The 26,576-nt window shown below is 69.0% G+C and carries 20 protein-coding genes and 1 pseudogene; 15 read left to right on the top strand and 6 right to left on the bottom strand.

Annotated features, from left to right (window positions below):
• The first annotated feature begins 311 nt into the window (after window positions 1–311).
• From ACE3T8_RS10270 to ACE3T8_RS10250, 5 genes and pseudogenes are all read left to right on the top strand, one after another.
• Window positions 312–1,139 carry a lipid-binding SYLF domain-containing protein gene (locus tag ACE3T8_RS10270; RefSeq protein ID WP_374609093.1) on the top strand — a complete coding sequence of 276 codons (828 nt, stop codon included), beginning with the start codon at window positions 312–314 and terminating at the stop codon, window positions 1,137–1,139.
• Between the two features lie 48 nt (window positions 1,140–1,187).
• Window positions 1,188–1,409 (top strand): Sec-independent protein translocase subunit TatA, encoded by a 222-nt coding sequence (tatA, locus tag ACE3T8_RS10265; protein ID WP_374609092.1) that lies wholly within the window; start codon window positions 1,188–1,190, stop codon window positions 1,407–1,409.
• 18 nt (window positions 1,410–1,427) lie between these two features.
• Window positions 1,428–1,697: pseudogene (gene tatB, locus ACE3T8_RS10260) on the top strand (Sec-independent protein translocase protein TatB); the annotation flags it as partial.
• A gap of 73 nt (window positions 1,698–1,770) precedes the next feature.
• Window positions 1,771–2,526, top strand: coding sequence for a twin-arginine translocase subunit TatC (tatC, locus tag ACE3T8_RS10255; RefSeq protein ID WP_374609091.1), 756 nt, complete (start codon window positions 1,771–1,773; stop codon window positions 2,524–2,526).
• On the top strand, window positions 2,507–3,214 hold the full coding sequence (locus ACE3T8_RS10250) for an RDD family protein (protein WP_374609090.1): 708 nt from the start codon (window positions 2,507–2,509) through the stop codon (window positions 3,212–3,214). Before tatC ends, ACE3T8_RS10250 begins: the two co-directional genes overlap by 20 nt.
• 4 nt (window positions 3,215–3,218) lie before the next feature.
• Here the strand turns inward: ACE3T8_RS10250 and ACE3T8_RS10245 are convergent, their stop codons facing one another.
• From ACE3T8_RS10245 to ACE3T8_RS10235, 3 genes are all read right to left on the bottom strand, one after another.
• Window positions 3,219–4,151: a BPSS1780 family membrane protein gene (locus ACE3T8_RS10245; protein WP_374609089.1), complete on the bottom strand. Its 933-nt coding sequence runs from the start codon at window positions 4,149–4,151 to the stop codon at window positions 3,219–3,221.
• Window positions 4,152–4,174: 23 nt separating this feature from the next.
• Window positions 4,175–4,927: a glutamine amidotransferase gene (locus ACE3T8_RS10240; RefSeq protein WP_374609087.1), complete on the bottom strand. Its 753-nt coding sequence runs from the start codon at window positions 4,925–4,927 to the stop codon at window positions 4,175–4,177.
• Between the two features lie 67 nt (window positions 4,928–4,994).
• Window positions 4,995–6,812 (bottom strand): GspE/PulE family protein, encoded by a 1,818-nt coding sequence (locus ACE3T8_RS10235; protein ID WP_374609085.1) that lies wholly within the window; start codon window positions 6,810–6,812, stop codon window positions 4,995–4,997.
• 82 nt (window positions 6,813–6,894) lie between these two features.
• On the opposite strand from ACE3T8_RS10235, the gene glyQ reads away from it, so the two are divergent.
• The 8 genes from glyQ (at window position 6,895) to ACE3T8_RS10195 (ending at window position 20,611) form a co-directional block, all read left to right on the top strand.
• Window positions 6,895–7,833, top strand: a complete 939-nt coding sequence (gene glyQ, locus ACE3T8_RS10230; protein ID WP_374609083.1) for a glycine--tRNA ligase subunit alpha — start codon at window positions 6,895–6,897, stop codon at window positions 7,831–7,833.
• Window positions 7,830–8,480 (top strand): glutathione S-transferase family protein, encoded by a 651-nt coding sequence (locus ACE3T8_RS10225; protein ID WP_374609081.1) that lies wholly within the window; start codon window positions 7,830–7,832, stop codon window positions 8,478–8,480. Before glyQ ends, ACE3T8_RS10225 begins: the two co-directional genes overlap by 4 nt.
• Window positions 8,477–10,645, top strand: coding sequence for a glycine--tRNA ligase subunit beta (glyS, locus tag ACE3T8_RS10220; protein ID WP_374609079.1), 2,169 nt, complete (start codon window positions 8,477–8,479; stop codon window positions 10,643–10,645). The genes ACE3T8_RS10225 and glyS overlap by 4 nt, the downstream gene beginning before the upstream one ends.
• 213 nt (window positions 10,646–10,858) lie before the next feature.
• On the top strand, window positions 10,859–12,865 hold the full coding sequence (locus ACE3T8_RS10215) for an autotransporter assembly complex family protein (RefSeq protein ID WP_374609077.1): 2,007 nt from the start codon (window positions 10,859–10,861) through the stop codon (window positions 12,863–12,865).
• Window positions 12,862–16,797: a translocation/assembly module TamB domain-containing protein gene (locus ACE3T8_RS10210; protein ID WP_374609075.1), complete on the top strand. Its 3,936-nt coding sequence runs from the start codon at window positions 12,862–12,864 to the stop codon at window positions 16,795–16,797. The genes ACE3T8_RS10215 and ACE3T8_RS10210 overlap by 4 nt, the downstream gene beginning before the upstream one ends.
• 151 nt (window positions 16,798–16,948) lie before the next feature.
• Window positions 16,949–17,119 carry a hypothetical protein gene (locus tag ACE3T8_RS10205; RefSeq protein WP_374609073.1) on the top strand — a complete coding sequence of 57 codons (171 nt, stop codon included), beginning with the start codon at window positions 16,949–16,951 and terminating at the stop codon, window positions 17,117–17,119.
• A 58-nt stretch (window positions 17,120–17,177) separates the two neighbouring features.
• Window positions 17,178–17,741 (top strand): ECF-type sigma factor, encoded by a 564-nt coding sequence (locus tag ACE3T8_RS10200; RefSeq protein WP_374609071.1) that lies wholly within the window; start codon window positions 17,178–17,180, stop codon window positions 17,739–17,741.
• Window positions 17,738–20,611, top strand: a complete 2,874-nt coding sequence (locus ACE3T8_RS10195) for a protein kinase (RefSeq protein WP_374609069.1) — start codon at window positions 17,738–17,740, stop codon at window positions 20,609–20,611. The genes ACE3T8_RS10200 and ACE3T8_RS10195 overlap by 4 nt, the downstream gene beginning before the upstream one ends.
• A 21-nt stretch (window positions 20,612–20,632) precedes the next feature.
• On the opposite strand, the gene ACE3T8_RS10190 is transcribed toward ACE3T8_RS10195, so the two are convergent.
• The 3 genes from ACE3T8_RS10190 to ACE3T8_RS10180 all read right to left on the bottom strand — a co-directional run bounded on the left by ACE3T8_RS10190 (window position 20,633) and on the right by ACE3T8_RS10180 (window position 24,995).
• On the bottom strand, window positions 20,633–21,919 hold the full coding sequence (locus ACE3T8_RS10190; protein ID WP_374609067.1) for a sialidase family protein: 1,287 nt from the start codon (window positions 21,917–21,919) through the stop codon (window positions 20,633–20,635).
• Between the two features lie 179 nt (window positions 21,920–22,098).
• Entirely contained in the window at window positions 22,099–23,988 is a 1,890-nt protein-coding gene (gene mnmG, locus ACE3T8_RS10185) for a tRNA uridine-5-carboxymethylaminomethyl(34) synthesis enzyme MnmG (RefSeq protein ID WP_374609065.1), read from the bottom strand.
• A gap of 404 nt (window positions 23,989–24,392) precedes the next feature.
• Window positions 24,393–24,995 (bottom strand): hypothetical protein, encoded by a 603-nt coding sequence (locus tag ACE3T8_RS10180; protein ID WP_374609063.1) that lies wholly within the window; start codon window positions 24,993–24,995, stop codon window positions 24,393–24,395.
• Window positions 24,996–25,119: 124 nt separating this feature from the next.
• Here ACE3T8_RS10180 and ACE3T8_RS10175 point away from each other — a divergent pair, with 124 nt between their 5' ends.
• Window positions 25,120–26,100 (top strand): pyridoxal-phosphate dependent enzyme, encoded by a 981-nt coding sequence (locus ACE3T8_RS10175; RefSeq protein ID WP_374609061.1) that lies wholly within the window; start codon window positions 25,120–25,122, stop codon window positions 26,098–26,100.
• Entirely contained in the window at window positions 26,097–26,537 is a 441-nt protein-coding gene (locus ACE3T8_RS10170) for a ketosteroid isomerase-related protein (RefSeq protein ID WP_374609059.1), read from the top strand. The genes ACE3T8_RS10175 and ACE3T8_RS10170 overlap by 4 nt, the downstream gene beginning before the upstream one ends.
• Window positions 26,538–26,576 lie beyond the last annotated feature (39 nt).

The raw sequence follows: 26,576 nt of genomic DNA, 5'->3' as shown, positions 1-26,576 counted from the left end.
TGCCAGCCCGACGTGGAAATCAGCCATGAACCAGTTCGCGATACTGTACGGCGACCGCTTCACCCTCGCGCCGCGCTGAGAGACAGGTCCAAAAACCGCCTCACACACAAAAATTCAGACAGCCCCCATTGCCCATCTCTACACCAATGTTGCAGAGCAATCGGTGCGCATCGATCGCCTGTCGAACCGGGTGGACCGCATCGAACGCCGGCTCGAACTGGCCGGCTGAGCCCGACCTTCCCCGGCGCGGTTCCTTGTCGGTTCATCGCGGCGCGCCTAGCCTGAACGCCCCGCCACCGGAAGCCACGTCCATGCCCCACGCGCCACGCCGCCTTGCCCTCGCCCTTGCCCTGATGGTCGCCACCAGTGGCGCGTTCGCCGGCGATCGCGAGGATGTCCGCGCCGGCGAAGCGGTGCGCGTGGTCGAGCAGATCCAGTCGATCCCGGAATCCGCCATCCCCGACCGCCTGCTCGACGAGGCCAAGGCGATCGTGGTGGTTCCGGACACCATCAAGGCCGGCTTCGTGTTCGGCGGCCGCCGCGGCCTGGGCCTGATGTCGGTGAAGACCGCCGACGGTACGTGGTCGAACCCGGTGTTCGTGAAACTGGCCGGCGCCAGCTTCGGCCTGCAGGCCGGCGTGCAGTCGGCCGACGTGATCCTGGTGTTCCGCAGCGAGCGCGGGCTGGACTCGATCGTCAACGGCAAGGTCACACTCGGCGCCGACGCCGGCGTGGCTGCAGGACCGGTGGGCCGCAATGCCGCCGCCGCCACCGACGGCCAGCTGAAGGCGGAGATCTGGTCGTGGTCGCGCGCGCGCGGCCTGTTCGCCGGCATCGCCCTGGACGGCGCGGTGCTGTCGATCGACAACGGCGCCAACAGCAGCACCTACGGCAACGCCGTCACCCCGCGCGCAGTGTTCGAGGGCCGCGCGCCGCAGGCGCCCTCCGCGGCGATCGTGGCCTTCCGCGATGCGCTGGAGGAGGCCACCGCCTCGGCCCGCCAGGCGCGTGGCGGTACGCCGGCACCGGTGGTCCCAGCGGCGGATCCGGGCGCGGCCAGCGTGCAACCCCTGTACAGCGACAACCCCGCCACCACCACGCCGCTGGATGCCGCGCCGGTGCAGCCGGTCAAGCCCTGAGGCGATCGGCGTTAGAATCGCAGTCCCCTCCCTCCGCAAAGGCGCACCATGGGCAGCTTCAGCATCTGGCACTGGCTGATCGTGTTGGTGATCGTGCTGCTGGTGTTCGGCACCAAGCGCCTGACCTCGGGCGCGCGCGACGTCGGCAAGGCGGTGGACGAGTTCAAGAAAGGCATGCGCGGCGATGACGACAAGCCCGCCGCGCGCCTCGGTGGCGACAAGGCGTCGTCCGACAGCGAGCAACGCGACCGCGACGACGTCGCCCGTTAAGCCGCGACGCGGCATCCGATGTTCGATTTCTCCTTCGGCGAGCTGATGGTCGTCGCCCTGGTGGCGCTGGTCGTGCTCGGCCCCGAGCGCCTGCCCAAGGCCGCGCGCTTCACCGGCCTGTGGGTGCGACGCGCGCGCGCGCAGTGGTACTCGGTGAAGTCGGAACTCGAACAGGAACTCGCCAGCGACGAACTCAAGCGCAGCCTGCACGCCGGCCGCGAGGCGATGCGCGAGACCGAAAGCCACCTGCGCGACTTCGCCGGCGAGATCGAACGCCCCGCGGTCACCTCGCCCACATCGGAGCCTTCAGCTGAAGCCGCCGACGCAGGCCAGCCGACCGTCCCCACGGAACCACGCCGCGATGACTGACGCCGGCGACGACAGCGAACGCCCGCTGATCGCGCATCTGCTCGAACTGCGCTCGCGCCTGCTGCGCGGCGTGGCGGGCCTGGTCGTGGTGCTGCTCTGCCTGTTGCCGTTCGCCAACAAGCTGTACGCGCTGCTCGCGCAACCGCTGCTCGACAAGCTGCCCAAGGGCGGCCAGCTGATCGCCACCCAGGTCGCCAGCCCGTTCTTCGCGCCGATGAAGCTGGCGTTCTTCGTTGCGCTGGTCGTCGCGATGCCGTGGCTGCTGTACCAGGCCTGGGCCTTCGTCGCACCCGGCCTGTACCGCCGCGAGAAGCGCCTGGCCCTGCCGCTGCTGAGTTCCGCGTTGCTGCTGTTCTACGCCGGCTGTGCGTTCGCCTATTTCCTGGTGCTGCCGATGGTGTTCGGCTTCCTCGCCCGGGTCACCCCGGACGGGGTGGCGATGATGACCGACATCAGCAGTTACCTCGACTTCGTGCTGGTGTTGTTCCTCGCTTTCGGGCTGGCCTTCGAACTGCCGGTGGCGCTGGTGATCCTGGTGTTGCTGGGCTGGGTCACGCCCGCGCAACTGCGCGAGGGCCGCGGCTACGCGGTGGTCGGGATCTTCGTGATCGCGGCGATCGTCACCCCGCCCGACGTGATTTCCCAGCTGATGCTGGCGATCCCGATGTGCCTGCTGTACGAGGCCGGGATCCTGGCGGCCTCGATGGTGGTGCCACGTGCGAATACCGATGGCGCACGCACCGACTGAGCACCCGCTGGCGGGCCTGATGCCGCGCACCGTGGCATGGACGCTGGATGCCGCCTGCCTGCTGCCCCTGGTCGCCTTGCTGGGCAGCGCGCGGATGGGCACTGCGCTGGACCAGGCCCGCACGGCGATGGATGCGCTGGCGGCAGCCTTGCCGCGGCTGCTGGAACAGGCGATCGCCGGCACGGCCGATCCGATGACGCTGGCGCGGCTGTGGCTGGCCGATCCCGCCCTGGCCGCGGCCAGCGCGGCATTGCACGCGGCCGTGTGGAGCCTGCTGCTGACGCCGTTGCTGCTGTACGTGCTGCTGGCCTGCGTGTGGACGGTCGGCTTCGAGGCCTCGGCCTGGCAGGCCACGCCAGGCAAGCGCGCGCTGGGCCTGACCGTGGTCGACCGCGATGGCCGCCGCCTGCGCAGCGGCGGCGCGCTACTGCGTTTCCTTGCCGCCGGGCTGTCGTGGCTGACCCTCAACATCGGCCATGCGCTGGTCGCGTTCAAACCGCACCTGGCCCTGCACGACCATGCCAGCGGCACACGCGTGCTCGCCGCGCGCGACCGGCCGGCCATGCCGGCCTGGGGCCGGGCCTGGTTGGCGCTGCTGGGCCTGGCCTTCGTGGCCGTGCTGGCGTGGGGATTCCTGGCGCTGCAGGCCGCGATGCAGGCGGCCATGCAGCAGGCGCTGGGGTCCTGAGGCCTCAGGCCTCGAAGCCGTGCACCACCGGCGGTGCCGGCGGCAGCGACGACGCATCGCCGAAGGTGTCGCGCCAGGCCAGGTAGGCCGCGCCCACCACCAGCACCAGCACCAGCGCGGCGAACCCGAACATGACCAGCATGCTCAGCGCGGTGCCGACGGCAGGGTGGATCGCCCCGCCCAGCATCGCCACCAGCGCGGCCACCAGGGCGACCACGACCGCCGCGACCACCAACGCGCCGACGAACAGCACGCCGGCCAGCAGGTTGGCGCCCACGTTGCGCACCGCCGCGCGCAGGCTGTTGCCCAGCGCCTCGCCGAGCCTGTTGCCGGAGAACAGCATCAGCGGAATCGAGAACAGCATCAGCGCATAGCTGAAATAGTTGAAGACCAGCTGCACCAGGAACAGCAGGCCGCCGTTGGCCGGTTGCGGCATGGTCGGCTGGCTGCCGCTCATCGCCTGCTGCATCGCCTGCAGGTAATCGCGCCAGTAATCGCTGCCGGCGATGCCGACCATCAGCACGCCGCCGACCACGGTCATCGCGATCTGCACCAACCCGAGCAGGGCCAGGCTGCGGCCCTGGGCGCTGCGCAGCGGCGCGAACACGTCGCGAGCGCGCACCGGGCGACCGGCTTCGGCCTCGCGGACCACATGCATCAGGCCGCCCAGCAGGATCGGCACCAGGAACATCACCAGCAGGGTGAGCGGAATCGCCACCGCCATCACCAGACGCAGATCCGGTGCCTGGCCTGCGGTTGCGCTGCCCGCGCCGACCAGCGCCGCCAGCACCAGCGCCATCAGCATCGCCGCCGTGTACAGCGCCAGGATCATCAGCATCGCGGCTCCGAACACCGCGCGCGGGTTCCTGCTGCCCAGATCGATGGCCTGCTTGAACCAGGCAAGGCCCTGGGCGACCGGCAACGCGCGAATGTCCATGGGGATGCTCGGGGGAGAGGCGCTCAGGATACCGGAGCGTGGCCTACTCGCCGCGCATGCGCGACGAAACGACGCAGGATCCTGCGTGCATGCGGTGCGGCATGGACCTCGCCGGCCAGGCGCTTGCCGCAGCGATTTTCACGCGCCAGCGCGTCATGGCGGGCGCGGATGTAGCCACGCATGTGGGCGGCGCTGAACTCGGGATGGAACTGCACGCCCCAGGCCGCGTCGCCCCAGCGGAAGGCGTGGCAAGCGTCGTGGTCGTTGTGGGCCAGCACGGTGGCACCTTCCGGCGGTCGCAGCACGCTCTGCAGGTGGGTGGCCTGCGCCGCGAATGAGGCCGGCAATCGCGCGAACAACGGATCCTGCTGCGCTTGCGGATGCAGGTGGATGCGCACCGTGCCCATCTCGCGCCCGACCTCGTTCGGACCAACCTCGCCGCCCAGCGCATGCGCGATCAGCTGGTGGCCGTAGCAGATGCCGAACAGCGGCAGGCCGGCGTGCGCGGCATCGCGCAACCACGCGGCGCTGCGTTCGCTCCACGGATGGCGGTCGGGGACCATCGCCGCCGAGCCGGTGACGATGACGCCGGCGAAACCCTCGCGCAAAGGCAAATCGTCCCCGCCGCTCCCATCAGCGCCGGCGACGTCGACCACCACGGTGGCGTCGCGATCCAGCCCGGCGGCCACGCGGATCCAGTGGGCGAAGCTGCCGTGCCGGCGCATCGAGGCGACGGGCTGGCCGGTTTCGATGATGAGGAAGGGCGTGGCGGTCATCGGCAGCCGGCGGGATGGGTTGCCGCGATTAGAGCGCCGCTCCCTGCGAGCTTCAACAGGCCGTCGGTCATTGGCGCGGCGGCAACACGGCGCGCACTTCCTCGATCGTGGTGAGGCCTTCGGCGACTTTTTCCAGCGCGGCCCGGCGCAGCGTGCGCATGCCGTCGGCGCGCGCACCGGCGCTGAAGCTGGCCAGGTCCATGTCGGCATGGAACAGGCGACGCAACGATGCCGTCATCGGCAGCAGTTCGTACAGGCCGACCCGGCCCAGGTAGCCGGTGCGCCGGCACTCCAGGCAACCCACCGGTTCGTGCGGCTGCACCAGCGCCGGCAGGGTCTCGCCGGGCTCGCGCAACACCGCCCAGTCCGCGTCATCGAGCGGCGGCGCGGGGCGCTTGCAGTGCGGGCACAGGGTGCGCACCAGGCGCTGCGCCAGCACGCCGTTGAGGGTCGAGGCCAGCAGGTAGTGCGGCACCCCGAGGTCCAGCAGGCGGGTGACCGCCGAGGGCGCGTCGTTGGTATGCAGGGTGGACAGCACCAGGTGGCCGGTGAGCGAGGCCTGCACCGCCATCTGCGCGGTGGCCAGGTCGCGGATCTCGCCGATCATGATGATGTCGGGATCCTGGCGCAGCAGGGTGCGCACGCCGGTGGCGAAATCCAGGTCGATGTTGTGCTGCACCTGCATCTGGTTGAACTCCGTCGAGATCATCTCGATCGGATCCTCGATCGTGCAGACGTTCACGTCGCTGGTCGCCAGCCGTTTCAGCGTGGAATACAGGGTGGTGGTCTTGCCGGAGCCGGTGGGACCGGTCACCAGCACGATCCCGTGCGGGCGCTCAACCAGTTCCTTCCAGCCGGCCGCCTCCTCGTGGCTGAAGCCCAACTGCTCGATGCTGCGGAAGGCCACGTCGGGATCGAAGAGGCGCATCACGCACTTCTCGCCGAACGCGGTCGGCATGGTGGACACGCGCATCTCGACCTCGCGCCCGCCCGGCGAGCGCGTCTTGATGCGCCCGTCCTGCGGGCGCCGGCGTTCGCCCAGGTCCATGCGCGAGAGCACCTTGATCCGGCTGGTCGCCGCGGTCATCACCGGCGGCGGCATCTCGAACACCTTGTGCAGCATGCCGTCGATGCGGAAACGCACCCGCCCGACATCGCGGCGCGGCTCCAGGTGGATATCGCTGGCGCGTTGTTCGTTCGCGTACTGCAGCAGCCAGTCGACGATGTGGACGATGTGCTGGTCGTCGGCGTTCACGTCGCCGGTGCGGCCCAGCTCCACCAGTTGCTCGAAGCTGGGCAGGCTGCTGCCGACGCGCACGTTGCGGGCATCCTTGCGTGCGCCCTGCACCGACTGGATCACCCCGAAGAACTGCATCGTGTAGCGGTGCAGGTCGAGCGGATTGACCAGCGCGACCTCGATCTCGCGGCGCGCCATGTGGCGGACGTCGCCGACCCATTCCAGCGCCAGCGGCTCGCTGGTCGCCACCAGCAGGCGCTGCGGCTCGACCGCCAGCGGCAGGATGCGGTGGCGACGCGCATACGCATGGGTGACCAGGCTGGCCACCGAGGACACGTCGACGCGGGTGGGATCCACATGCAGGTAGCGCATGCCGATGCGCGCGGCGAGCCACTCGGTCAGCCGCTCGAGGCCCAGCTCGCCCAGCGGCGCAATGCCCGCCTTCAGCTTGAGGTTGGCCAGCAGCACCAGCGGATGGATGTTGCCGTCGTGGCGCATCGTCTCGGCCGAGAAGCGCAGGCGCTCGGCATCGGCGGGATCGACCATGCCATCCGCGAGCAGGGCCATCGCCACCTGTTCGAACATCAGGCGCCCGGACGGCAGTTCCCTCCTGATGGCGGGGGCACCAGCATCGGCGCGGCTTTCCATCGGCATCCCCACGGGCAACGCGGTCAATCGCGGTGATCGATACTTTAGACTGGCATGCCTGAACACGTTCGGCCCTCGCAGCATGCCCACCCCCGCCGCGCCGCTCCCGACAAGCATTACGTTCCAGCAACTCATCCAGCGCCTCAACACCTACTGGGCGGAACAAGGGTGCGTGCTGATCCAGCCGCTGGACCTGGAAGTCGGCGCGGGCACCTTCCATCCGGCGACCTTCCTGCGCGCGCTGGGCCCGGAGCCGTGGAATGCGGCCTACGTGCAGCCCTCGCGCCGGCCGACCGACGGCCGCTACGGCGAGAACCCCAATCGCCTGCAGCGCTACTACCAGTACCAGGTGGCGATGAAGCCCTCGCCGGACAACATCGTCGAACTGTACTTCGATTCGCTGAAGGCACTCGGCATCGACCCGCTGGTGCACGACCTGCGGCTGGTCGAGGACAACTGGGAGTCGCCCACCCTCGGTGCCTGGGGCCTCGGCTGGGAGGTGTGGTTGAACGGGATGGAAGTCACCCAGTTCACCTACTTCCAGCAGGCCGGTGGCCTGGAATGCCGGCCGGTGCTCGGCGAGATCACCTACGGGCTCGAGCGCCTGTGCATGTACCTGCAGAACTGCGACAACGTGTACGACCTCATCTGGACCTACGGGCCGGACGGTGCGCCGGTGACCTACGGCGATGTCTACCACCAGAACGAAGTCGAGCAGAGCGCGTACAACTTCGAACACGCGAACGTCGAGGAACTGTTCAAGCGCTTCGATGCGTACGAAGCGGAAGCGTTCAAGCTGGTCGAGGCCGGCCTGCCGCTGCCCGCGTACGAGCAGGTGACCAAGGCCAGCCACAGCTTCAACCTGCTGGATGCGCGCCGTGCGATCAGCGTGACCGAACGCCAGCGCTACATCCTGCGCGTGCGCAAGCTCTCGCAGGCGGTCGCCGAGGCCTACTTCGCCCAGCGCGAGAAGCTCGGCTTCCCGGGCCTGAAGCAGATGCCGCAGGCCGAGGCCGCATGATCCTGATCGGCATGTACGACAGCTCGTACACGCGCCGCGTGGCGATCGCCATGGCGTTGTACGGCATGCCGTTCGAGCATCGCGCCTGGTCGGTCGGCCGCGACTTCGACCGCATCCGCCAGTACAACCCGCTGGGCCGCGCGCCCACGCTGGTACTCGACGACGGCGAAGTGCTGACCGAGTCCGCGATGATGCTGGACTACCTGGACGACGTGGTCGGCCGCGAACGCGCGTTGATGCCGACGACCGGCATCGCCCGCCGCGACGCGCAGCGGTTGATCGCGCTGGCCACCGGCGCGATCGACAAGGCGGTGCTGATCGTGCTGGAACGCGTCTTCCGGCCGGTCGAGATGCACAGCGAAGCCTGGCTGTCGCGTTGCCGCACCCAGGTCGAGGGTGCGCTCCACGAAATCGACAGGGCCTGCGCCGCACGCGCCGGCCACGACTGGTTGGTCGGCGAGGCGATGAGCCATGCCGACATCGCGGTGGCCTGCTACGCCACCCACCTGCGCGAATCGCTGCCGCTGGACCTGTCGCCGTGGCCTGCGTTGCGTGCGCATGTCGACCGCAGCGAGGCGCTTCCGGTGTTCCGCCAGCACTACATCCCGTTCGACGCACCCGTTCCGACTTCCAAGGCCTCTGCATGACCGCTTCGCCGATACATCCCCTGCTCATCGAACTCGGCACCGAAGAATTGCCGGTCAAGGCCCTGCCCGGGCTGGCCCAATCGCTGTTCGACGGCGTGCTGGCCGCGCTGGACAAGCGCGGCGTGGCGGTCGAGCGCGGCGACGCGAAACCGCTGTATTCGCCGCGCCGGTTGGCGGTGCTGCTGCCGGGCGTGGCCACCGAACAGCCCGAGCAGACCTCGGAAGTGCTGGGCCCATATCTCAACATCGCGCTGGATGCCGACGGCCAGCCGACCAAGGCGCTGCAGGGCTTCGCCGCCAAGGCCGGCGTCGCGTGGACGCAGTTGCAGAAGACATCCGACGCCAAGGGCGAGCGCTTCGTGCACCGCGCGACCACGCCGGGCGCACGCACGCTGGACCTGCTGCAGGCGGTGCTGGACGAAGCGATGGCCGGCATGCCGATCCCCAAGCCGATGCGCTGGGGCGCGCATGCCTACGGCTTCGCACGGCCGCTGCACTGGCTGGTCGCATTGCTGGGCGATGACGTGGCGAATGTCGAGACGCTCGGCATCCGCGCCGGCCGCGAGACCCGCGGCCATCGCTTCCATCACGACGGCAACGTGACCATCGCCCGGCCGCTCGATTACGTCGAGACCCTGCGTGGCGCGCAGGTGCTGGTCGATCCCGACGAACGCCGCGCACGCATCATCGAGGAAGTGGAAACCGCCGCGCGCGTACTCAACGGCAATGCGCGCGTCGACGCCGACAACCTGGCGCAGGTGAACTGCCTCAACGAATGGCCGGTGGCGGTGACCTGCGCGTTCGAGCGCGACTTCCTGCAGGTGCCGCAGGAAGCGCTGGTCGCGACCATGGAGACCAACCAGAAATTCTTCCCGGTGCTGGATGCCGGCGGCACGCTGACCGAGCACTTCATCGGCATCGCCAACATCGAATCCAAGGACGCGTCGGAGATCCGCAAGGGCTACGAGCGGGTGATCCGCCCGCGTTTCGCCGATGCCAAGTTCTTCTTCGACGAGGACCTGAAGCAGGGCCTCGATGCGATGGGCGACGGCCTGAAGACCGTCACCTACCAGGCCAAGCTGGGCAGCGTGGCCGACAAGGTCGCACGCGTCGCCGCACTCGCCGAAGCGATCGCGTCGCAGGTCGGTGTGGAACCCGCCCTGGCGCGTCGCGCCGCCGAACTGGCGAAGAACGATCTGCAGAGCCGCATGGTCAACGAGTTCCCGGAACTGCAGGGCATCGCCGGCCGTTACTACGCGCAGCGCGCGGGCGAACCGTCCGAGGTCTCGCTGGCCATCGACGAGGCCTACCAGCCGCGCTTCGCCGGCGACGACATTGCGCTGTCCGGCACGGGCAAGGTGCTGGCCATCGCCGAGCGCCTGGACACACTGGCGGGCGGGTTCGCCGCCGGCCTGAAGCCGACCGGCAACAAGGATCCGTTCGCGCTGCGGCGCAATGCGCTGGGACTGGCGCGGACGATCATCGAGAGTGGGTTTGACCTCAATCTGGTTTCGCTACTTCAAGCTCAAATTGATCGAGTAGAGGATTCCATGTTCGAGGTTGGCGAACGAATTAAACGTGAGGCTGCAAAGAAGGCACCCGGCCCTGTCTTGACGGGTTCTGCTCGCGGCAAACTTGTTCCCGATCTTCGTTACCAAGAAATCTACGACTTCATCCTCGACCGCCTGCGCGGCTACTACTCCGACAAGGGCGTGCCCACCTCGCACTTCAACGCCGTCGCCGAGCTCAAGCCGAAGTCGCTGTACGACTTCGACCGCCGTATCGACGCCATCGGCACCTTCGCGCAATTGCCGGAGGCCGCCGCGCTCGCCGCCGCCAACAAGCGCATCGGCAATATCCTCAAGAAGGTCGAGGGCGAGATCCCCAACATCGAAGACCACACCCTGCTGTCCGAGCCCGCCGAACTGGCATTGGCCGAAGCGGTGGAAGCGGTCTACGGCGAAACCGGCCACGCGCTGGCGCACGGCGACTACGTGGACGCGCTGGCGCACTTGGCGCGGCTGCGCCCGCAGGTCGACGCATTCTTCGACAACGTGATGGTGAACGTGGAAGACGCTGCCATCCGCAACAACCGCCTGGCCCTGCTGAAGCGGCTGGCGGACCGCCTGGGCAGCGTGGCCGCGATCGAGCATCTGTCGACCTGATGCTTGTCGCCCGCTCGGCGGCAGAGGGTCGAGGTGCCAGCGTCTGCTCTTGTGGGAGGGGCTTCAGCCCCGATGCTTTTCTCCGTCGGGGCTGAAGCCCCTCCCACAGAAGCCTCGGTCTGACGCGCCTGGGCGCGAGGCACTTAGTCCCACAAAGGCCTCCTTGCCCGCCGGATTAATCCACCTTTGACGCCGCATCGGTATCCTGCGCCGATGACGCCATCCCCCACGCGCCTGCTCCTCGCCCTTGCCTGTTGCCTGGCCATGTCGCCGGCGATGGCCGCCAAAGTCACCAAGGTCGAGGTCAAGGGACTGGCGGACGAGGCGATGGAGGACAACGTGCGCACCGCGTTGTCGCTCAGCGACGAGCTGGACAAGGACCTCAGCGCGCGCCGGCTCAACTACCTGCTGCGCCAGGCCGAGGCCGAAACCCGCGAGGCGCTGGAACCATTCGGGTATTACTCGCCGACCATCGTGATCCGCCGCAGCGACCGCGAGCGCCCGGTGGGCGCCGGCAACGGCAACGCGAACCGCGACGCAACGAACAACGCCGCGGACACCACCACGGCCGATGTCGATGCGGTCGCCGACACCGCCACGGACACGGCATCGACCACACCCGCGGTCGACGACAACGACGATGACGACCGCAGCGACGCGACGACGACACCACGCAACCCGGCCCGCAACGGCAATGGCCGCAACAACGGGCGCACGCTGGATGTGGTCATCGAAATCGACCTGGGCCAGCCGGTGCGCGTGCGCGAATACCGGGTCGGCGTGGAGGGCGCGGCGCGCGACGACAGGACCGTGACCGAGGCGGTGGCCGCATTCGTGCCGCGCCAGGGCGAGGTGCTCGACCACCAGCAGTACGAGGCGAGCAAACGCAGCGTGGCCGGCGCGTTGCTGCGCCACGGCTATTTCGATGCCGACCTGGCTGCCCACCGGGTCGAGGTGACGCGCGCCGACTTCGCCGCCGATATCGACCTGCGCTGGACCAGCGGCGGGCGCTTCCTGCTCGGTGCGACCACGTTCAAGCAGGAACCCAGGGCGATCATCCGCGACTCGCTGCTGGACAAGCTGGTCAACTGGGACGAGGGCGAGCCCTATGACGAGGCCAAGGTCGAACGCCTGCGCCGCTCGCTGATCGCGCTGGACTATTTCGGGCTGGTCGAAGTCAGTCCCAAGCCGGAGGACGCAAAGGACAAGGTCGTTCCCATCGAGGTCAACCTGACCCCGGCCCCGCGCAGCATCTACAACGCCGGCCTGAGCTACGGCACGCTGAGCGGTGCCGGCATCAGCGGCGGGGTGGAACGCCGCTATCTCAACACCCGCGGCCACAAGGCGCTGGCCCACATCGACTACGCCAACAAGCGCAAGACCGCAACGTTGCAGTACCGCGTGCCGGCCTTCGCCTGGCTGGATGGCTGGTACACCGCCAGCCTGCAGGCCGTCGACGAGCAGACCGATTACGTCAACAGCCGCCGACTGGAACTGGTCGGCAGCCGCAGCGGGCAGTTCAACAACCAGCTCAACCTGGTCGCGTCGATGCACGTGCTGCGCGAGCGCTGGGCCTACAACATCGCCGACGATGGCGGCGGTGCGCTGGCCCCGATCGACTACACCTACGCCAGTTTCTGGTTCCCCGCGCTGCGCGCCGAGTACATCGATGTCGACGACCGCCTTGCGCCACGGCGCGGCGCGGGCGGCACGCTCGCGATGCGGGGCGGCAAGGGCGGCGCGGATGGCGATGCGACCTTCGCGCAATTGCATGCCAGCGTGCAGTGGTTCCGCGGTTTCGATGCCGACAGCCGGCTGATCGTGCGCGGCGAAGCCGGCCACACCTTCACCGACCAGATCCTCAACCTGCCGCCCAGCCTGCGCTACTACGCCGGCGGCGACCGCAGCGTGCGCGGCTACGGCTGGCACGAGATCGGCCCGAAGGTCGAAACCGACAACGGCTTCTATTTCACCGGTGCGGCCAACGTCTTCACCGCCAGCGTGGAGTACGAACGCTACTTCAAGGGTCCGTGGGGTGCCGCGGTGTTCATCGACAGCGGCAGCGCGTTCGACGGCAAGAAGCCCGACATGCATACCGGCATCGGCTTCGGCATCCGCTGGCGCTCGCCGGTGGGACCGGTGCGCATCGACATCGCCCGCGGACTGAAGTCGCCGGATTCGCCGTTCACCATCGGCCTCAACATCGGTGCCGACCTGTGAGCCTGCGCACGCGCTACCAGCGCTACCGCCGTTACGGGCTGGATCCGCTGCCGGCCGATGCCAGCAAGGAACAGCGCGAGGCGCGCATCGCCGAACTGCGCACGCTGCGCGGCAAGCGCCGGCGCAAGGTGGCGCTGCGCAGCGGCATCGGCACGCTGGCGATCGCGGTGGGCGTGGCCGCGCTGGCGTATTGGCTGCTGATGACCATCGGCGGCCGCGACCTGCTGCTGCGGCAGATCGTGGCGCGTCTGCCGGCCGGCAGCGAGCTCACCTGGGAGCAGGCGGAAGGGCCGGCATCGGGGCCGATGACGCTGCGTGGCGTGCATTTCTCGATGCCGCGCCAGCGCGATCCCGACTGCGTGCCAACGCCGCAGGCGAGTTGCGCGATGGGGCGCATCGTCTTCGATGCCGATGTCGTCACCCTGGATCCGGCATTGCGACCGTTGCTCGGTCGCACCCTGCGGCTGGATGCGCTTGACGTCACCGGCGCCAGGCTCGACCTGCCGCACAGCGACGAACCCTTCGAACTGCCGACCTGGCCGGACGTGCTGCCGCAGATCGAGCCGCCGCTGGCATTGCAGGCGGACACGATCCGCATCGACGACTTCACCGTGGTCCAGGAAGGCGAGCCGCTGATCGCCATCCGCAGCGCGCGCGCCGGCCTGCATGCGGCCTCCGGCCGGCTTCACGTCGAGCGCCTGCGCATGGACAGCGACCGCGGCCGGTTCACCCTGCACGGCGACTACGTGCCGCGCGAGGATTACCGCAGCGACCTGATCGGCACCGCGGTGCTGCCCGCGCAGGCCGGACGCACCGCGCCGCGGCTGGGCCTGGTGGCAAAGGGCGACCTGTCGCGGATGGACGTGGCCGTGGCCGGCCGATTGCCTGCGCCCACGCAAGTGACGCTCACGTTGCGCGGCGATCCTTCGACAAGCTCAGGAGGGACCAAGGACGCGCCGCGCTGGCAGGTGCGCGCAAAGAGCGAAGCGCTCGACATCGGCCTGCTCACCGGCGCCGAATCCGGCGAACCGATGGCGCTGGAGCTCGATGCGAGCGGCACCGGCGGCAACGCCGACCTGCGCGGCACCTTCAAGCAAGGCGACTTCATCGCCACTGTCCAGCCGTCGAAGCTGAGCCTGGTCGAACGCAAGCTGCAACTGCAGCCGCTGGTGGTCGACCTCTTCGACGGTCGCATCACAGCGAATGGCATCGCCGACCTGCAGGATCCGAACGATGCCTCGCTGAAGTTCGCGGTCAACGCACGCGGCCTGCGGTGGACCAGCGAGGACGGCAAGACCGCGATCGGTGGCGATGCCGATTTCGGTGTCGCCGGCAAGCCGCAGGCCTGGGCATTGAAGGGCCAGGCGCGGCTGCAACGCGGCAACGAACGCGCGACCGTGGACGTGACCGGCACCGGCAATCGCGATGGCATGCGCGTGGACGCGTTGCGCGCGACGATGCCGCAGGGCCGGCTGGATGCGGTCGGCAACGTGGCGTGGTCGCCGCTCGTCAAATGGCAGGCTGACGCCACCCTGGCCGGCTTCGATCCCGGTTACTTCGCGCCCGACTGGCCGGGTGCGATCAACGGCAGGCTCGCCAGCACCGGCGAATTGCGTGATGCCGGCAAGGGCCTGCTCGCGCATGTCGATGCCGGCAAGCTCGGCGGCCAGCTGCGCAAGCGCGCTCTCTCCGGCCGTGCCACCGTCGACATCGATGGCGATGCTTACCGCGGGGACGTGGCGATCGGGCTGGGCAACAGCCGCATCGATGCGAAGGGCAGCATCGCCAGCACGATGCAGGTCGATGCCAACCTGGCGCCGCTGCACCTCGACGACCTGCTGCCCGACGGCAAGGGCGTGTTGCGCGGCACGCTCCAATTGCGTGGCGCGCGCAACGCACCGGACATCGACATCGACCTGGATGGCAGCGGCATCGCCTTCGGCGACTACCGCGCCGATTCCATCCGGGCAAAGGGCCGCCTGCCATGGAACAAGGGCAACGGCGCGCTGGCGATCGACGCACGCGGCGTGGATGCCGGACTCCCGTTGACCGGTCTGCAGGCCAACCTGCGCGGCGCGGTGGAACGGCTGCAGTTCGAGGCCGATGCGCAGGGCGAGATCGGCACCCTTGCGGTGCAGGGCGATGCGAACAAACAGGGCACGCGCTGGCAGGGCACGCTGGCAGCGCTGCAGTTCGCGCCGCAGCTCGGCGCGCGCTGGACGTTGCAGCAGCCGACGCGCTGGGCGTGGGATGGCCGCAACGGCACGTTGTCTCAGGCCTGCCTGCGCTCGACCGATGGCGGCGACCTCTGCGCCAATGCGGACTGGCCGCGTCGCGGGCTGGACCTGCAGGGCGACAAGCTCCCGCTGGCATTGGCCGTGCCCTACCTGCCGGAACGCAGCGATGGTCGCCCGTGGGCACTGCACGGCGACCTCGACCTGGCCGCGCAACTGCGTCCCGTCGGCAACACTTGGCGCGGCACCGCGAAGGTGACCTCGACCGCGGGCGGCGTGCGCAATCGCGCGCGGGCGCGCCGCGACCTGGTCAGCTATCGCGACCTGGTGCTGGATGCGCAGTTCGACCCGCAACGCATCAACGCCACGCTGGGCGCGGTGTTCGACGACGACGGCCGCATCGAGGCGCGCATCGCCACCGGCTGGGACGCGTACGCGCCGCTCGACGGCGTGCTGAAGATCAACACCGACGAACTGACCTGGATGGAATTGCTGTCGCCGGACATCGTCGAGCCGACCGGCCGGCTGGATGCCGACCTGCGCCTCTCCGGCACCCGCGCCGCGCCGCTGATCGGCGGCAACGCACGCCTGCAGCAGTTCGCCACCGAACTGCCGTCGCTCGGCATCGCCCTGCAGGACGGCGACATCCGCATTGAGGCGCAGGCCGATGGCAGCGCACGCATCGCCGGCAGCGTGCGGTCCGGCGAAGGCACCTTGAACGTCGACGGCGAGCTCGACTGGCGCAGCCAGGACACCCCGTTGCTGCTCAACATCCGTGGCAGCAACGTGCTGCTGGCCGACACCCGCCAGCTGCGCGCGATCGCCACACCCGATTTGGTGGTGCGCTATCGCGCTGGCACGCCGCTGCAGGTCAGCGGCACGGTGACCGTGCCCGAGGCCGACATCCACCTGGATCGCCTCGACATGGGCGTGAGTGCGTCACCGGACGTCGTGGTGCTGGATCCGGTCGACCCGAAGACCGCGTCAGCGCCGCTGTCGCTGCAACTCGACCTCACCCTGGCGATGGGCGATGCGGTGAAGATCGACGGGTATGGCCTGGCCGGCACGCTCGGCGGCAGCCTGCGCGTGCAGCAGCAACCCGGCCGCGACATGCGCGCCACCGGCACCCTGGAAGTCGAGGGTCGCTACCGCGCCTACGGCCAGAACCTGAAGATCACCCGAGGCACGCTGCTGTGGGCGAATGCCGACGTCGCCAACCCGCGCCTGATCGTGCGCGCCGAACGCGAGATCGGCAGCGTCACCGCCGGCATCAAGGTCGATGGGTATGCGTCCGCGCCGCAGGTCGCGGTGTACTCCAATCCGGCGATGAGCGAGTCCGAAGCGCTCGCCTACCTCACCCTGGGCCGTCCGCTCAACAACCTCACCGGCGCCGAGGCCAGCCAGCTCAGCGCCAGCAAGGCCGCGCTGAATGCCGGTACCGGCCTGCTGGCCGCGGAGTTTGGTGCACGCATCGGCCTGGACGATGCCGGCGTGACCGAATCGCGCGCGCTCGGCTCCGATGTGCTGACCGTGGGCAAGTACCTGTCGCCGAAGTTGTACGTCGGCTACGGCGTGTCCCTGCTCGGCACCGGCCAGGTGGTGATGCTGAAGTACCTGCTGCGCAAGGGCTTCGACATCCAGATCGAATCCAGCACGGTGGAGAACCGCGCCTCGGTGAATTACCGCAAGGAACGCTGACCCGACGATTCAGGCCGCCGGCTTCAGCGCCTTGCGCAGCTCGCGGCGCAACGTCGCCACGGTCACCGGCGCGTTGTCGGCGTCCAGACAAATGCATATTGGCAAGATACCGAGACTCTCGCTTGCGCGGCAGTGCGGGACAGTCGACGCGTTGTCCAACGCACGCGGCGAATTGACCACCAACCTGCTCCACCAGGGCCGCGCCCTGCTTGCCAGCGGACAGCGTGTGGAAGCCCGCAAGGAACTCGATGCCGCCATCGCCATCCTCTCGGAAAAGGCGGCATGGCTGCCGGAGCTGGCGGAGTTGCAGCGACTGCGCTGAGCGCGTGCGGATTCGCCTGTGCGAAACTCCGACGCGAATCGTTCGCCCGGACAGCCCGATGGTTCCCGATGCCTCCGACGCACCCGTGACCCAGTTGCTGGCGCGCGCACGCGCGGGCGATGCGCAGGCGCTGGGCGCGGCGTATTCCGCGTTGTACGACGAACTCAAGCGCGCCGCGCGCGCGCAGCTGCGGCGCATGCGCGATGCCTTCGAGACCACCGCGCTGGTCCACGAGGCTTACCTGAAGCTCGCCGGCGGCGCGCAACTCACCGCGGTCGATCGCAATCACCTGCTCGCACTGTCCGCGCGGGCGATGCGCCAGGTGCTGGTGGACGACGCGCGTGCGCGCAAGGCCGACAAGCGCGGCGGTGGCCAGGACGCGTTGACCCTCACCTCCGCGCTCGGCAATGGCGAAGCGGCTGCGATCGAAGTGCTGGCGCTGGACGAACTGCTCGCCTCGCTGCATGCCGTGGATGAGCGCGCCGCGCAGATCGTGGAGCTGCGCTACTTCGGCGGCTATTCGGAAATCGAGATCGCCGGGATGCTCGGCATCAGCGACCGCACCCTGCGCCGCGACTGGCGCAAGGCGCGCGCCTTCCTGCTCGCCGAGATGTCGGCGTGAGCGAGCTCGAGCGGAAACGCCGTGCATTGGCGATCTTCGATGCGGTCGTCGAACTCGATGATGCCGAGCGCGCGCAGGCGCTCGACACGATGTGCGCCGGCGATGCCGACCTGCGCGCGCGCGCGCAGGCCTTGCTGGATGCCGATGCGCATGCCACGGAGCCCTTCGATGGCGATGCCGCGGCCTGGGGCAGCGCGCTGGCCGGCGAGCACGCCGATGGCGATGACGCGGTCGGTCGCGCGATCGGGGCATGGAAGATCGTCGGCACCATCGGCCGCGGCGGCATGGGCGCGGTGCATGCGGTCGAACGCAGCGACGGTGCGTACGCGCAACAGGCCGCGCTCAAGCTGATCCGCGCCAGCGCCGATTCGCCCGCGGCGCGCGAACGCTTCCTGCGCGAGCGGCAGATCCTGGCCGGGCTGCAGCATCCGAACATCGCCACCCTGCTGGATGGCGGCATCAGCGCCGACGGTGAACCCTACTTCGTGATGGAACGCGTCGACGGGGAGCCCATCGACCGCTGGTGCGACGCGCGCGGCCTCGGCCTGCGCGAGCGCGTGGTGCTTTTCCTGCAGGTGCTCGATGCCGTGCGCTACGCGCATCGCAACCTGGTGGTGCATCGCGACCTCAAGCCATCCAACCTGCTCGTCGACCGCGAGGGCCGGGTCAAGTTGCTCGACTTCGGCATCGCCAAGCAACTCGAAGGCAGCGACGTCACCGCGACCCACGATCGCGCGCTGACCTTCGAGTACGCCTCGCCGGAACAGTTGCACGACGCGCCGATCACCACCGCCACCGACCTCTGGCAACTCGGCGTGGTGCTGCATCGGCTGCTGTCCGGCTCGCACCCGTTCGGCCTGACCCGCGACACGCCGGTGGCGAAGCAGCTGCAGCAGCTCGAACGCGACCCCGAACCGCTGACCCGCTCCGCCGCACAGGCCAGCGCGGAACAGGCCGCGCTGCGTGGCGGCATGAGCCCGGGAGCGTTGTCTCGCGCGCTGCGCGGCAACCTTGCGGAGATCGTGCAGGCCTGCCTGCGCCGCGACCCGGACGACCGCTATGCCTCCGCGGATGCGCTGGCCAACGACCTCAAGGCCTGGCTCGACGATCGCCCGATCGCCGCGGTGCCGCTGTCGCGCGGCGCTCGCCTGCAGTTGTGGCTGCGGCGCAACCGCGCGCTGGCCGCCTCCATCGCCGCCGTCGGCATCGCCTTGCTGGCCGGCACCGGCGTGGCGCTGTGGCAGGCGCGCGAGGCGCGCGAGCAGGCGCGTATTGCGCAGCGCGAAAGCGACAGCGCGCGGGCGACGCTGGGCTTCCTCACCGACACCCTCGCCGCGGCCGCGCCCGGCCAGGCGATGAGCACCGAAGTCAGCGTGCGCCAGTTGCTGGACAAGGCGCGCACGCAACTCGAGCAGCGGGCGCTGGCACCGCAAACGCGACAATCGATCCAGCGCCTGCTCGGGCATCTGTATGCCGGCTTGGGCGAATCGGAAACCGCCGCGCGCATGTTCGACGCCGGCCTCGCGGGTGCGACTCCCGCCAACCGCGATGAAGCGATCGCGATCGCCGCCGACCTCGACGGACAATCGTCGGTGCTGGCCGCACTGGAGCGCGGCAAGGACAGCCTGGCCAAGGCGCAGCAAGCAGTCGCCTTGCGGCGACGCTTCGCCCCGGATGACCTGCACCAGCGCTTCCTCGGCCAACGGCAACTCGCCATTGCCCATGGCAGCCTGGCCGACTGCAAGCAAGGCGATGCGCAGTGGAAGCAAGCGCTGGCCAGCAGCACGCGCATGCCGACGCCCCGTCCTGCGGAAACGGCGGATGCGCATGCGCTCTACGCGCGCCTGCTGTTCAATTGCGGCGAATACAAGCGCGGCTTCGAAGTCGCCGGGCAGGGCCTGGCGAAGGCGGATCGGGCGAAACTGCCCACCCTGTCGCCGGCGCGCGCCAACCTGCTGTGGATGAAGTCGGCGAACGGCAACGCGGTCGGCCTGATCTCCACGGCGCAAGCCGAGGCCCTGCTGCGCCAGGCCATCGCCATCCAGGAAAAGACCACCGGCCCGGGCGGCGCGCAGATGGCGGAGTTTTATTCCACCCTCGGCGCGCAGTTGCAGACACAACCGGGGCGCCTGTCCGAAGCGTTGCAACTGCACGAACACGCCGCAGCGCTGTTCAGGGCGGCAGGCGCCACGCCGATCAACCAGGCGATCACCTGGTACAACATCGGCTATCTCTACCGCGACTGGGGCGACTACCCGAAGGCGCTGGCCGCGCACGAACGCAGCCTGGCGATCTTCGAGGCAGCGAAGATCGATGCCGACCACATCGAGCGCCGCCGTTCGGAGAAGTGGTACGCGCTCGCGTTGATCAATGCGGGACGCGCGGCGGAGGGACGCGAGCGCCTGCTACGCCTGCGCGAACGGGCGCGTGCGCTCGATGGCGAAGACTCGGTCGAGTACTTCGACACCGTGTGGAACCTGATGCGTGCGGCCACGATGATGAAGGACGTCGAACACGGCGAGCCCCTGCTGGCGGAAACCCGCACGCGTGCGTTGAAGTTCGTGCCGGAGACGCATCCGGTGTTCATCGAATTCCTGCGCAGCGAGGCCTGGTTCCGCTTGCTGCGCGGCGACAGGGACGGCAGCGAACGCATCCGCCGCAACGTGCTGGCGCGCATCCTGGCGACCAAGGTTCCATTGGACATCGCGGTGGCGCGCGCCGAACTGGCCCAGGACCTCATCGCCAGCGGCAAGAATGCCGAGGCCCGCACGCTGCTGGCACAGGCGCTGCCGATCCTGCGCCAGCACTTCCTGCCGCAGCACATGAACCGGGCCAAGTTCGAGGCGATGGCGCGCACGCTGGGCGTGTAGGCAGCGCGCGCATCGACGGAATCAACGGGCGATGCGGGCACCCTGCAGGTCGGCCGCGCCATCGACGACATCGGTCCACGCCAGCCACGCACCGCCGGCATCCACCGCCAGCCGCGGCGTACCGCTGGCATGGCCACGCGCGCCGAGCTTCGCCACTTCGATCAACTGCAGCCGCTTCGACAGGTCCGGCGCGTAGCGCGCCAGCATCAGCGACTGGCCTTTGGTGTCCTCGCGCAGCCATGCCACCCATGCCTGCTGTTCGTCGATCGCCACGTCCACCTGGCCGCGCACCACGGCGCCCGTGTCGACCTGCACCGGCGGCGCGAACGCATCGCCGGCATTCGTGCTGCGGGCGATGCGCACCGCTGGCGTGCCGCCCGACTCGCTGTACCACGCGACCACCGCCTCGTTGCCGCGGGCGGCGATGGCCGGGCCGTTGACCGGGCAGGCCTCGACCTTCCAGCCATCCGCGTGCACCGGGATCGGCTTGGTCCATGCGCCGTCGTCCTGCACGCGCGCGACCACGATGTCGCGGACGTTGTCGTCGCTGCGATCGCGCCATGCGAGCAACGGGCCACGGTCGGTGATCGCGACGTCGGTCTGGCAGCAATCGCAGGTACGCGCATCGACCACGGTATCGGCACCACGCTCCAGATCCATATCGAAGGCGTTTGCACGCAACTGCATCGCACCGGCGTGATGCGTGCCTTCCTTCTGTTCGGCGCCAGGCGACATGTGCTGCTCGCGTCCATCCAGCCAGGCGATGCCGATCGCATTCGCACCGCGCGGCCACAGCGCGGCGAAGCCGTGTTCGCTTTCGGTCTGGTCATTGTTGACCCGGGTGATCTGCGTCCAGGTCATGCCGCCGTCGCGCGATCGCGCCAGCGCCACGTCATAGGCAGACGGACTGGCTGCATTCGCCTGCAGCCATTGCACCCACAACGCACCATCCGCAGTGGCCAGCAAGTGCGGCGTATCGGCCCAGTTGGCGACCAGCGACTGGCCCACCGCGATCGTGCGCGGCAGGCTCTGCCAGCCGCCGGCCTCGGTATACGAGGCGAACTGCAGCACTTTGCGGCGGCCCTGCTGGCGATTCAGCCAGCTGATCAGCACTCGGCCATCCGGTGCGACGCGCAGGTCCGGCGCCATCGACCCGGGCTGCGCCGGCAGCACCCAGTCCTGCACGACGTAATCGCCATTGGCAGGTTTCGCGACCGCAGGTGCCGCGTCATCGCGCTTGCAGGACGCGAGCGTGGCGATGGTGACGACGAGGGCGATCGCAATGCGCGATTTGATCAGCATGTCCATGCGCAAAGGATACGCCCGTGCTGTAGGGGCAGGCCCCCGTGCCTGCCCGCTGTGCCTGTCCACCCTGCGAAAGGGCAGGCACGGGAGCCTGCCCCCCCCCCTACCGGGCTGCGTCACGCCGCGCGTGCGCGGTGCTTGCTCGTCGTGCCCGCCTGCGCGGGCGTGACGGCCATGAAGGCTCAGGCCGCGCGTTCGCGCCGCGCCCGCTCCAGGTGCACCAGCAGCAGCGAGATCGCCGCCGGCGTCATCCCCGGGATGCGCTGCGCCTGCCCCACGGTCTGCGGGCGCACGCGCTGCAGTTTCTGCAGGGCTTCGGCCGACAGGCCATGCACCTGCGGGTAGTCGAAGTCATCCGGGATCGCGGTGGTTTCGTTGCGCTGCTGGCGCGCGATCTCGTCGCGCTGGCGACCGAGGTAGCCGGCGTACTTGGTCTCGATCTCGACCTGTTCCGCGACCTTGGCATCGTCCACGCCCGGTGCGAGTCCCGGCACCTGCATCAACGTGGCGTAATCCAGCTCCGGACGGCGCAGCAGGTCGAGCGCATTGCATTCACGCGTGACCTCGATGCCGATGCTGCTGGCCAGCGATGCGCCCAGTGCATTGTTCGGCGCGGCCCAGACGCCACCGAGGCGCGCGGTCTCGGCGAGGACCGCATCGCGCTTGCGCGAGAATGTTTCCCAGCGCGCGTTATCGACCAGCTCCAGCGCACGCCCGGTCGGCGTGAGCCGCGCATCGGCATTGTCCTCGCGCAGCTGCAGCCGGTATTCGGCGCGGCTGGTGAACATGCGGTACGGCTCGCTGGTGCCCTGGGTGATCAGGTCGTCGACCAGCACGCCGAGATACGCCTCGTCGCGACGCGGACTCCACGCCTCCTTCTCCTGCACGAAGCGCGCCGCATTAACGCCGGCCAGCAGGCCCTGCGCCGCGGCTTCCTCGTAGCCGGTGGTGCCGTTGATCTGCCCGGCGAAGAACAGCCCGGCGACCGCCTTCGTTTCCAGCGAGCTCTTCAAGCCGCGCGGATCGAAGTAGTCGTACTCGATCGCATAACCCGGGCGGGTGATATGTGCGTGTTCGAAGCCGGTGATCGAACGCACCAGGTCCAGTTGCACGTCGAACGGCAGCGAGGTGCTGATCCCGTTCGGATAGATCTCGGTGACGGTGAGGCCTTCCGGCTCGACGAAGATCTGGTGGCTGGCCTTCTCGGCGAAGCGCACCACCTTGTCCTCGATGCTCGGGCAATAACGCGGGCCCACGCCTTCGATCTGCCCCGAATACAGCGGGCTGCGATGCAGGGCATCGCGGATCAACTGGTGGGTGCGCTCGGTGGTGTGGGTGATCCAGCAGCTGACCTGTCCCGGATGGTCGGCGATGCTGCCCATGAACGACATCACCGGACGCGGATCGTCACCCGGCTGCTCGACCATCTTCGAATAGTCCAGCGTGCGTCCGTCGATGCGCGGCGGGGTGCCGGTCTTGAGCCGGTCGATGGCGAACGGACGCTCGCGCAGCCTGGCGGCCAGCGTGGTCGCCGGCGGATCGCCCATGCGACCCGCGGCGTACTGCGTCTCGCCGATATGGATCTTGCCGGCCAGGAAGGTGCCGGCCGTGAGCACCACCGCAGGCGCATCGAAGCGCAGGCCGGTATTGGTGATCGCGCCACGCACGGCATCGCCCTCGATGACGAGATCGTCGACGGCGGCCTGGAACACCGTGAGGTTGGCTTGGTGCTCCACCACGTGGCGGATGTAGCTGCGATACAGCGCACGATCCGCCTGGCAACGCGTCGCCCGTACGGCGGGGCCCTTCGATGCATTCAGGGTGCGCCACTGGATGCCGGCGGCATCCGCGGCCTTGGCCATGACCCCGCCGAGCGCGTCGATCTCCTTGACCAGGTGGCCCTTGCCGATGCCGCCGATCGCCGGGTTGCAGCTCATCGCGCCCACGGTCTCGATGTTGTGGCTGAGCAGCAGCGTGCGCGCGCCGGCGCGCGCGGACGCGAGTGCGGCTTCGGTGCCGGCATGGCCGCCGCCGATCACGATGACGTCGAAACTGTAGAAGGCGTTGTTCATTGCGAGGGAATTCTAGGCCCGCGCCTGCGAGGACGCTGCACTGGCCGACACGAACGACTTGGCACGGTTCCTGCATTTACCCCTTCAGCACCCGGCGTGGTACGCCGAAACGCGATGAACCGGACTGAACAGGGGCCGGTTCCTGCGCACGACGGGGACGCTACGGGGGCCGGATGTCGGGGGACATCCGGCCCTCACTTTTTTCCGTCGGGGATCAGGCGCAACACAGCCTGCGGAAGAAGTGCCGGCGCCTGCAAGACAGACGGAACAGGGGGGATCCGGGTGGTCCCACAGGTCGCCGGCGGTGACTAGAGTAGCGTGATCGGGTCGCAGAGTGACGCGGTTCGTCAACCTTACGACCATTTGCGGTTCAGGCTGTGCGCGGTGTCACGCTTTGGCGTTCGTCACTCGCTGGCCGACGGAGGGATGTTCCGCATCCTTGCCCGCTCGCCCGAGCCACCACCGCGCACCGTCCCCGCCGGGCGCGGCTCGCTGCGCTCGCGGATCACCGGTGCTGCCGGACGCGCGCGCGGAGGCGGACGTTGCACCGTCGGCCGCGCCTCCGGTTGGCCGAGCCGGCGTGGACGCACCTGCTCGTCTTCGCCACGCTCGGGGAAGCGGCCGATGTCGCGCCAGGGCGGCTTGTTGCCGAGGCGATGACCGCCGTGCTGCGGCGGGCCGTCGTGGTCGCCGTCATGGCCGCCACCGTGACCGGGACCATGCGGCGGTCGCGGTCGCGGGCCATGCCAGTACGGGTAGCCCGGATACCGCCCTCCGTAGTATCCGTATGGATAGCCGTACACCGGACGGCCGAAGATATCGAGGTAGTAGCCACGACCGAAGCCCCCAAACCCGCCGTAACCGAAGCTGTATCCGCCGTAGTAGCGGTAATCGACGCTCGGTTGGCCGTAGTAGTAATCGCCGTTGCCGCCGCGGTAGCTGTAGCCGGTGGCGCACCCGGCGAGCGTGGCGATGGCCAGGGCGGGAAACAGGAGTTTGCGGATCATGGCGGTCCCCCTTGTGAACCTCCGCAGCTTCCTGCCGGCGGATTGAATCCGTGCTTAATTTCGCCGCGTGACGATGTCGACCGCTGAACCATTCAGCGACGACTGCCTGCGCTAGCATCCACGCATGCACGAAACCCCGACCCGCCCCACCTTCGACGATGTGCTGGCCGCGGCCGCGCGCATCGCCCCGCATGCGCACGTCACCCCGGTCTTGCATTCGCGCGCGCTCGACGCGTCGACCGGCGCCTCGCTTGCCTTCAAGGGCGAACACCTGCAACGCGTCGGCGCGTTCAAGTTCCGCGGTGCCTGCAACGCAGTGTGGTCGCTCGACGACGCCACCGCCGCGCGCGGCGTGGTCACGCATTCGTCGGGCAACCATGGCGCGGCATTGGCCCTGGCGGCGAGGTTGCGCGGCATTCCCTGCCACGTGGTGGTGCCCGCAGGCGCGGTGCGCGCCAAGCTGGCCGCGATCGAACATTACGGCGCCATCCTGCATCACTGCGCGCCGACCATCGCCGCGCGCGAGTCGATGTGCGCGCAGGTGCAGGCCGAGACCGGCGCGGCCTCGGTGCATCCCTACACCGACCCGCGGGTCATCGCCGGCCAGGGCACGGCCGCACTCGAACTGCTGACCGCGCATCCGGATCTCGATGCACTGGTCGTTCCACTTGGCGGCGGCGGCCTGGCCGCGGGCACCGCGCTGGCGATGCACGCGCTCGCACCCGCCTGCAAGCTCTATCTCGCGGAACCCGTCGGCGCCGCCGATGGCGCGCGCTCATTCGCGAAGGGCCGACTCGACCACGACTTCATTCCGGACACCATCTGCGACGGCCTGCGCGGCACCCTCGGCGCGATCAACTTCGAGATCCTGCGCACCGCCGATGCGCAGGTGTTGACCATCGACGATGCGCAGGTCGTCACCGCGATGCGATTGCTGTGGACGCGCACCAAGCAACTGGTCGAGCCCTCGTCCGCCACTGCGCTGGCGGCGATGCTGGCGAACCGCGCATTGTTCGAGGGACGCCGCGTCGGCATCATCCTGTCCGGCGGCAACATCGACCTCGATGCCCTGCCCGCCTTGTTCGCCAAGGAAGCGCAGCCATGAAGATCGACGGCACCCGCGCGCATGATCGCGCCACCGAACTCGTGCTGGCCTATTACGCCGCCTTCAATCGCGGCGACTGGGCCGGCATGCAGGCCCTGCTGGCCGAGGATGTCCTCCACGACCTCAACCAGGGCCCGCGCGAAACCGGCAAACCCGCGTTCGCCGCGTTCCAGCAGCGGATGGAACGCTGCTATCGCGAACAGTTGCGCGACGTGGTGGTGATGGCCTCGCCCGATGGTGCACGCGCCGCTGCCGAATACGTGGTGCACGGCGAATACCTGGTCGCGGATGACGGCCTGCCGGCCGCGAACGGGCAACGGTACGTGCTGCCGGGCGGTGCGTTCTTCGACATCAAGTTCGACAAAAGCGGCGCTGGCCTGATCGCGCGCGTCACCAACTACTACAACCTGGAAGACTGGCTCGCCCAAGTGCGTTGAGGTTCAAGACCCAAGACACTGGATTACTCGCTTCGCTCG

This window comes from Thermomonas sp. (genome assembly GCF_041919455.1).
In the GTDB taxonomy this organism is placed as follows: domain Bacteria; phylum Pseudomonadota; class Gammaproteobacteria; order Xanthomonadales; family Xanthomonadaceae; genus Thermomonas.
The sequence above is the reverse complement of the archived record's forward strand: the minus strand, read 5'-3'. Positions and strand labels throughout refer to the sequence as shown.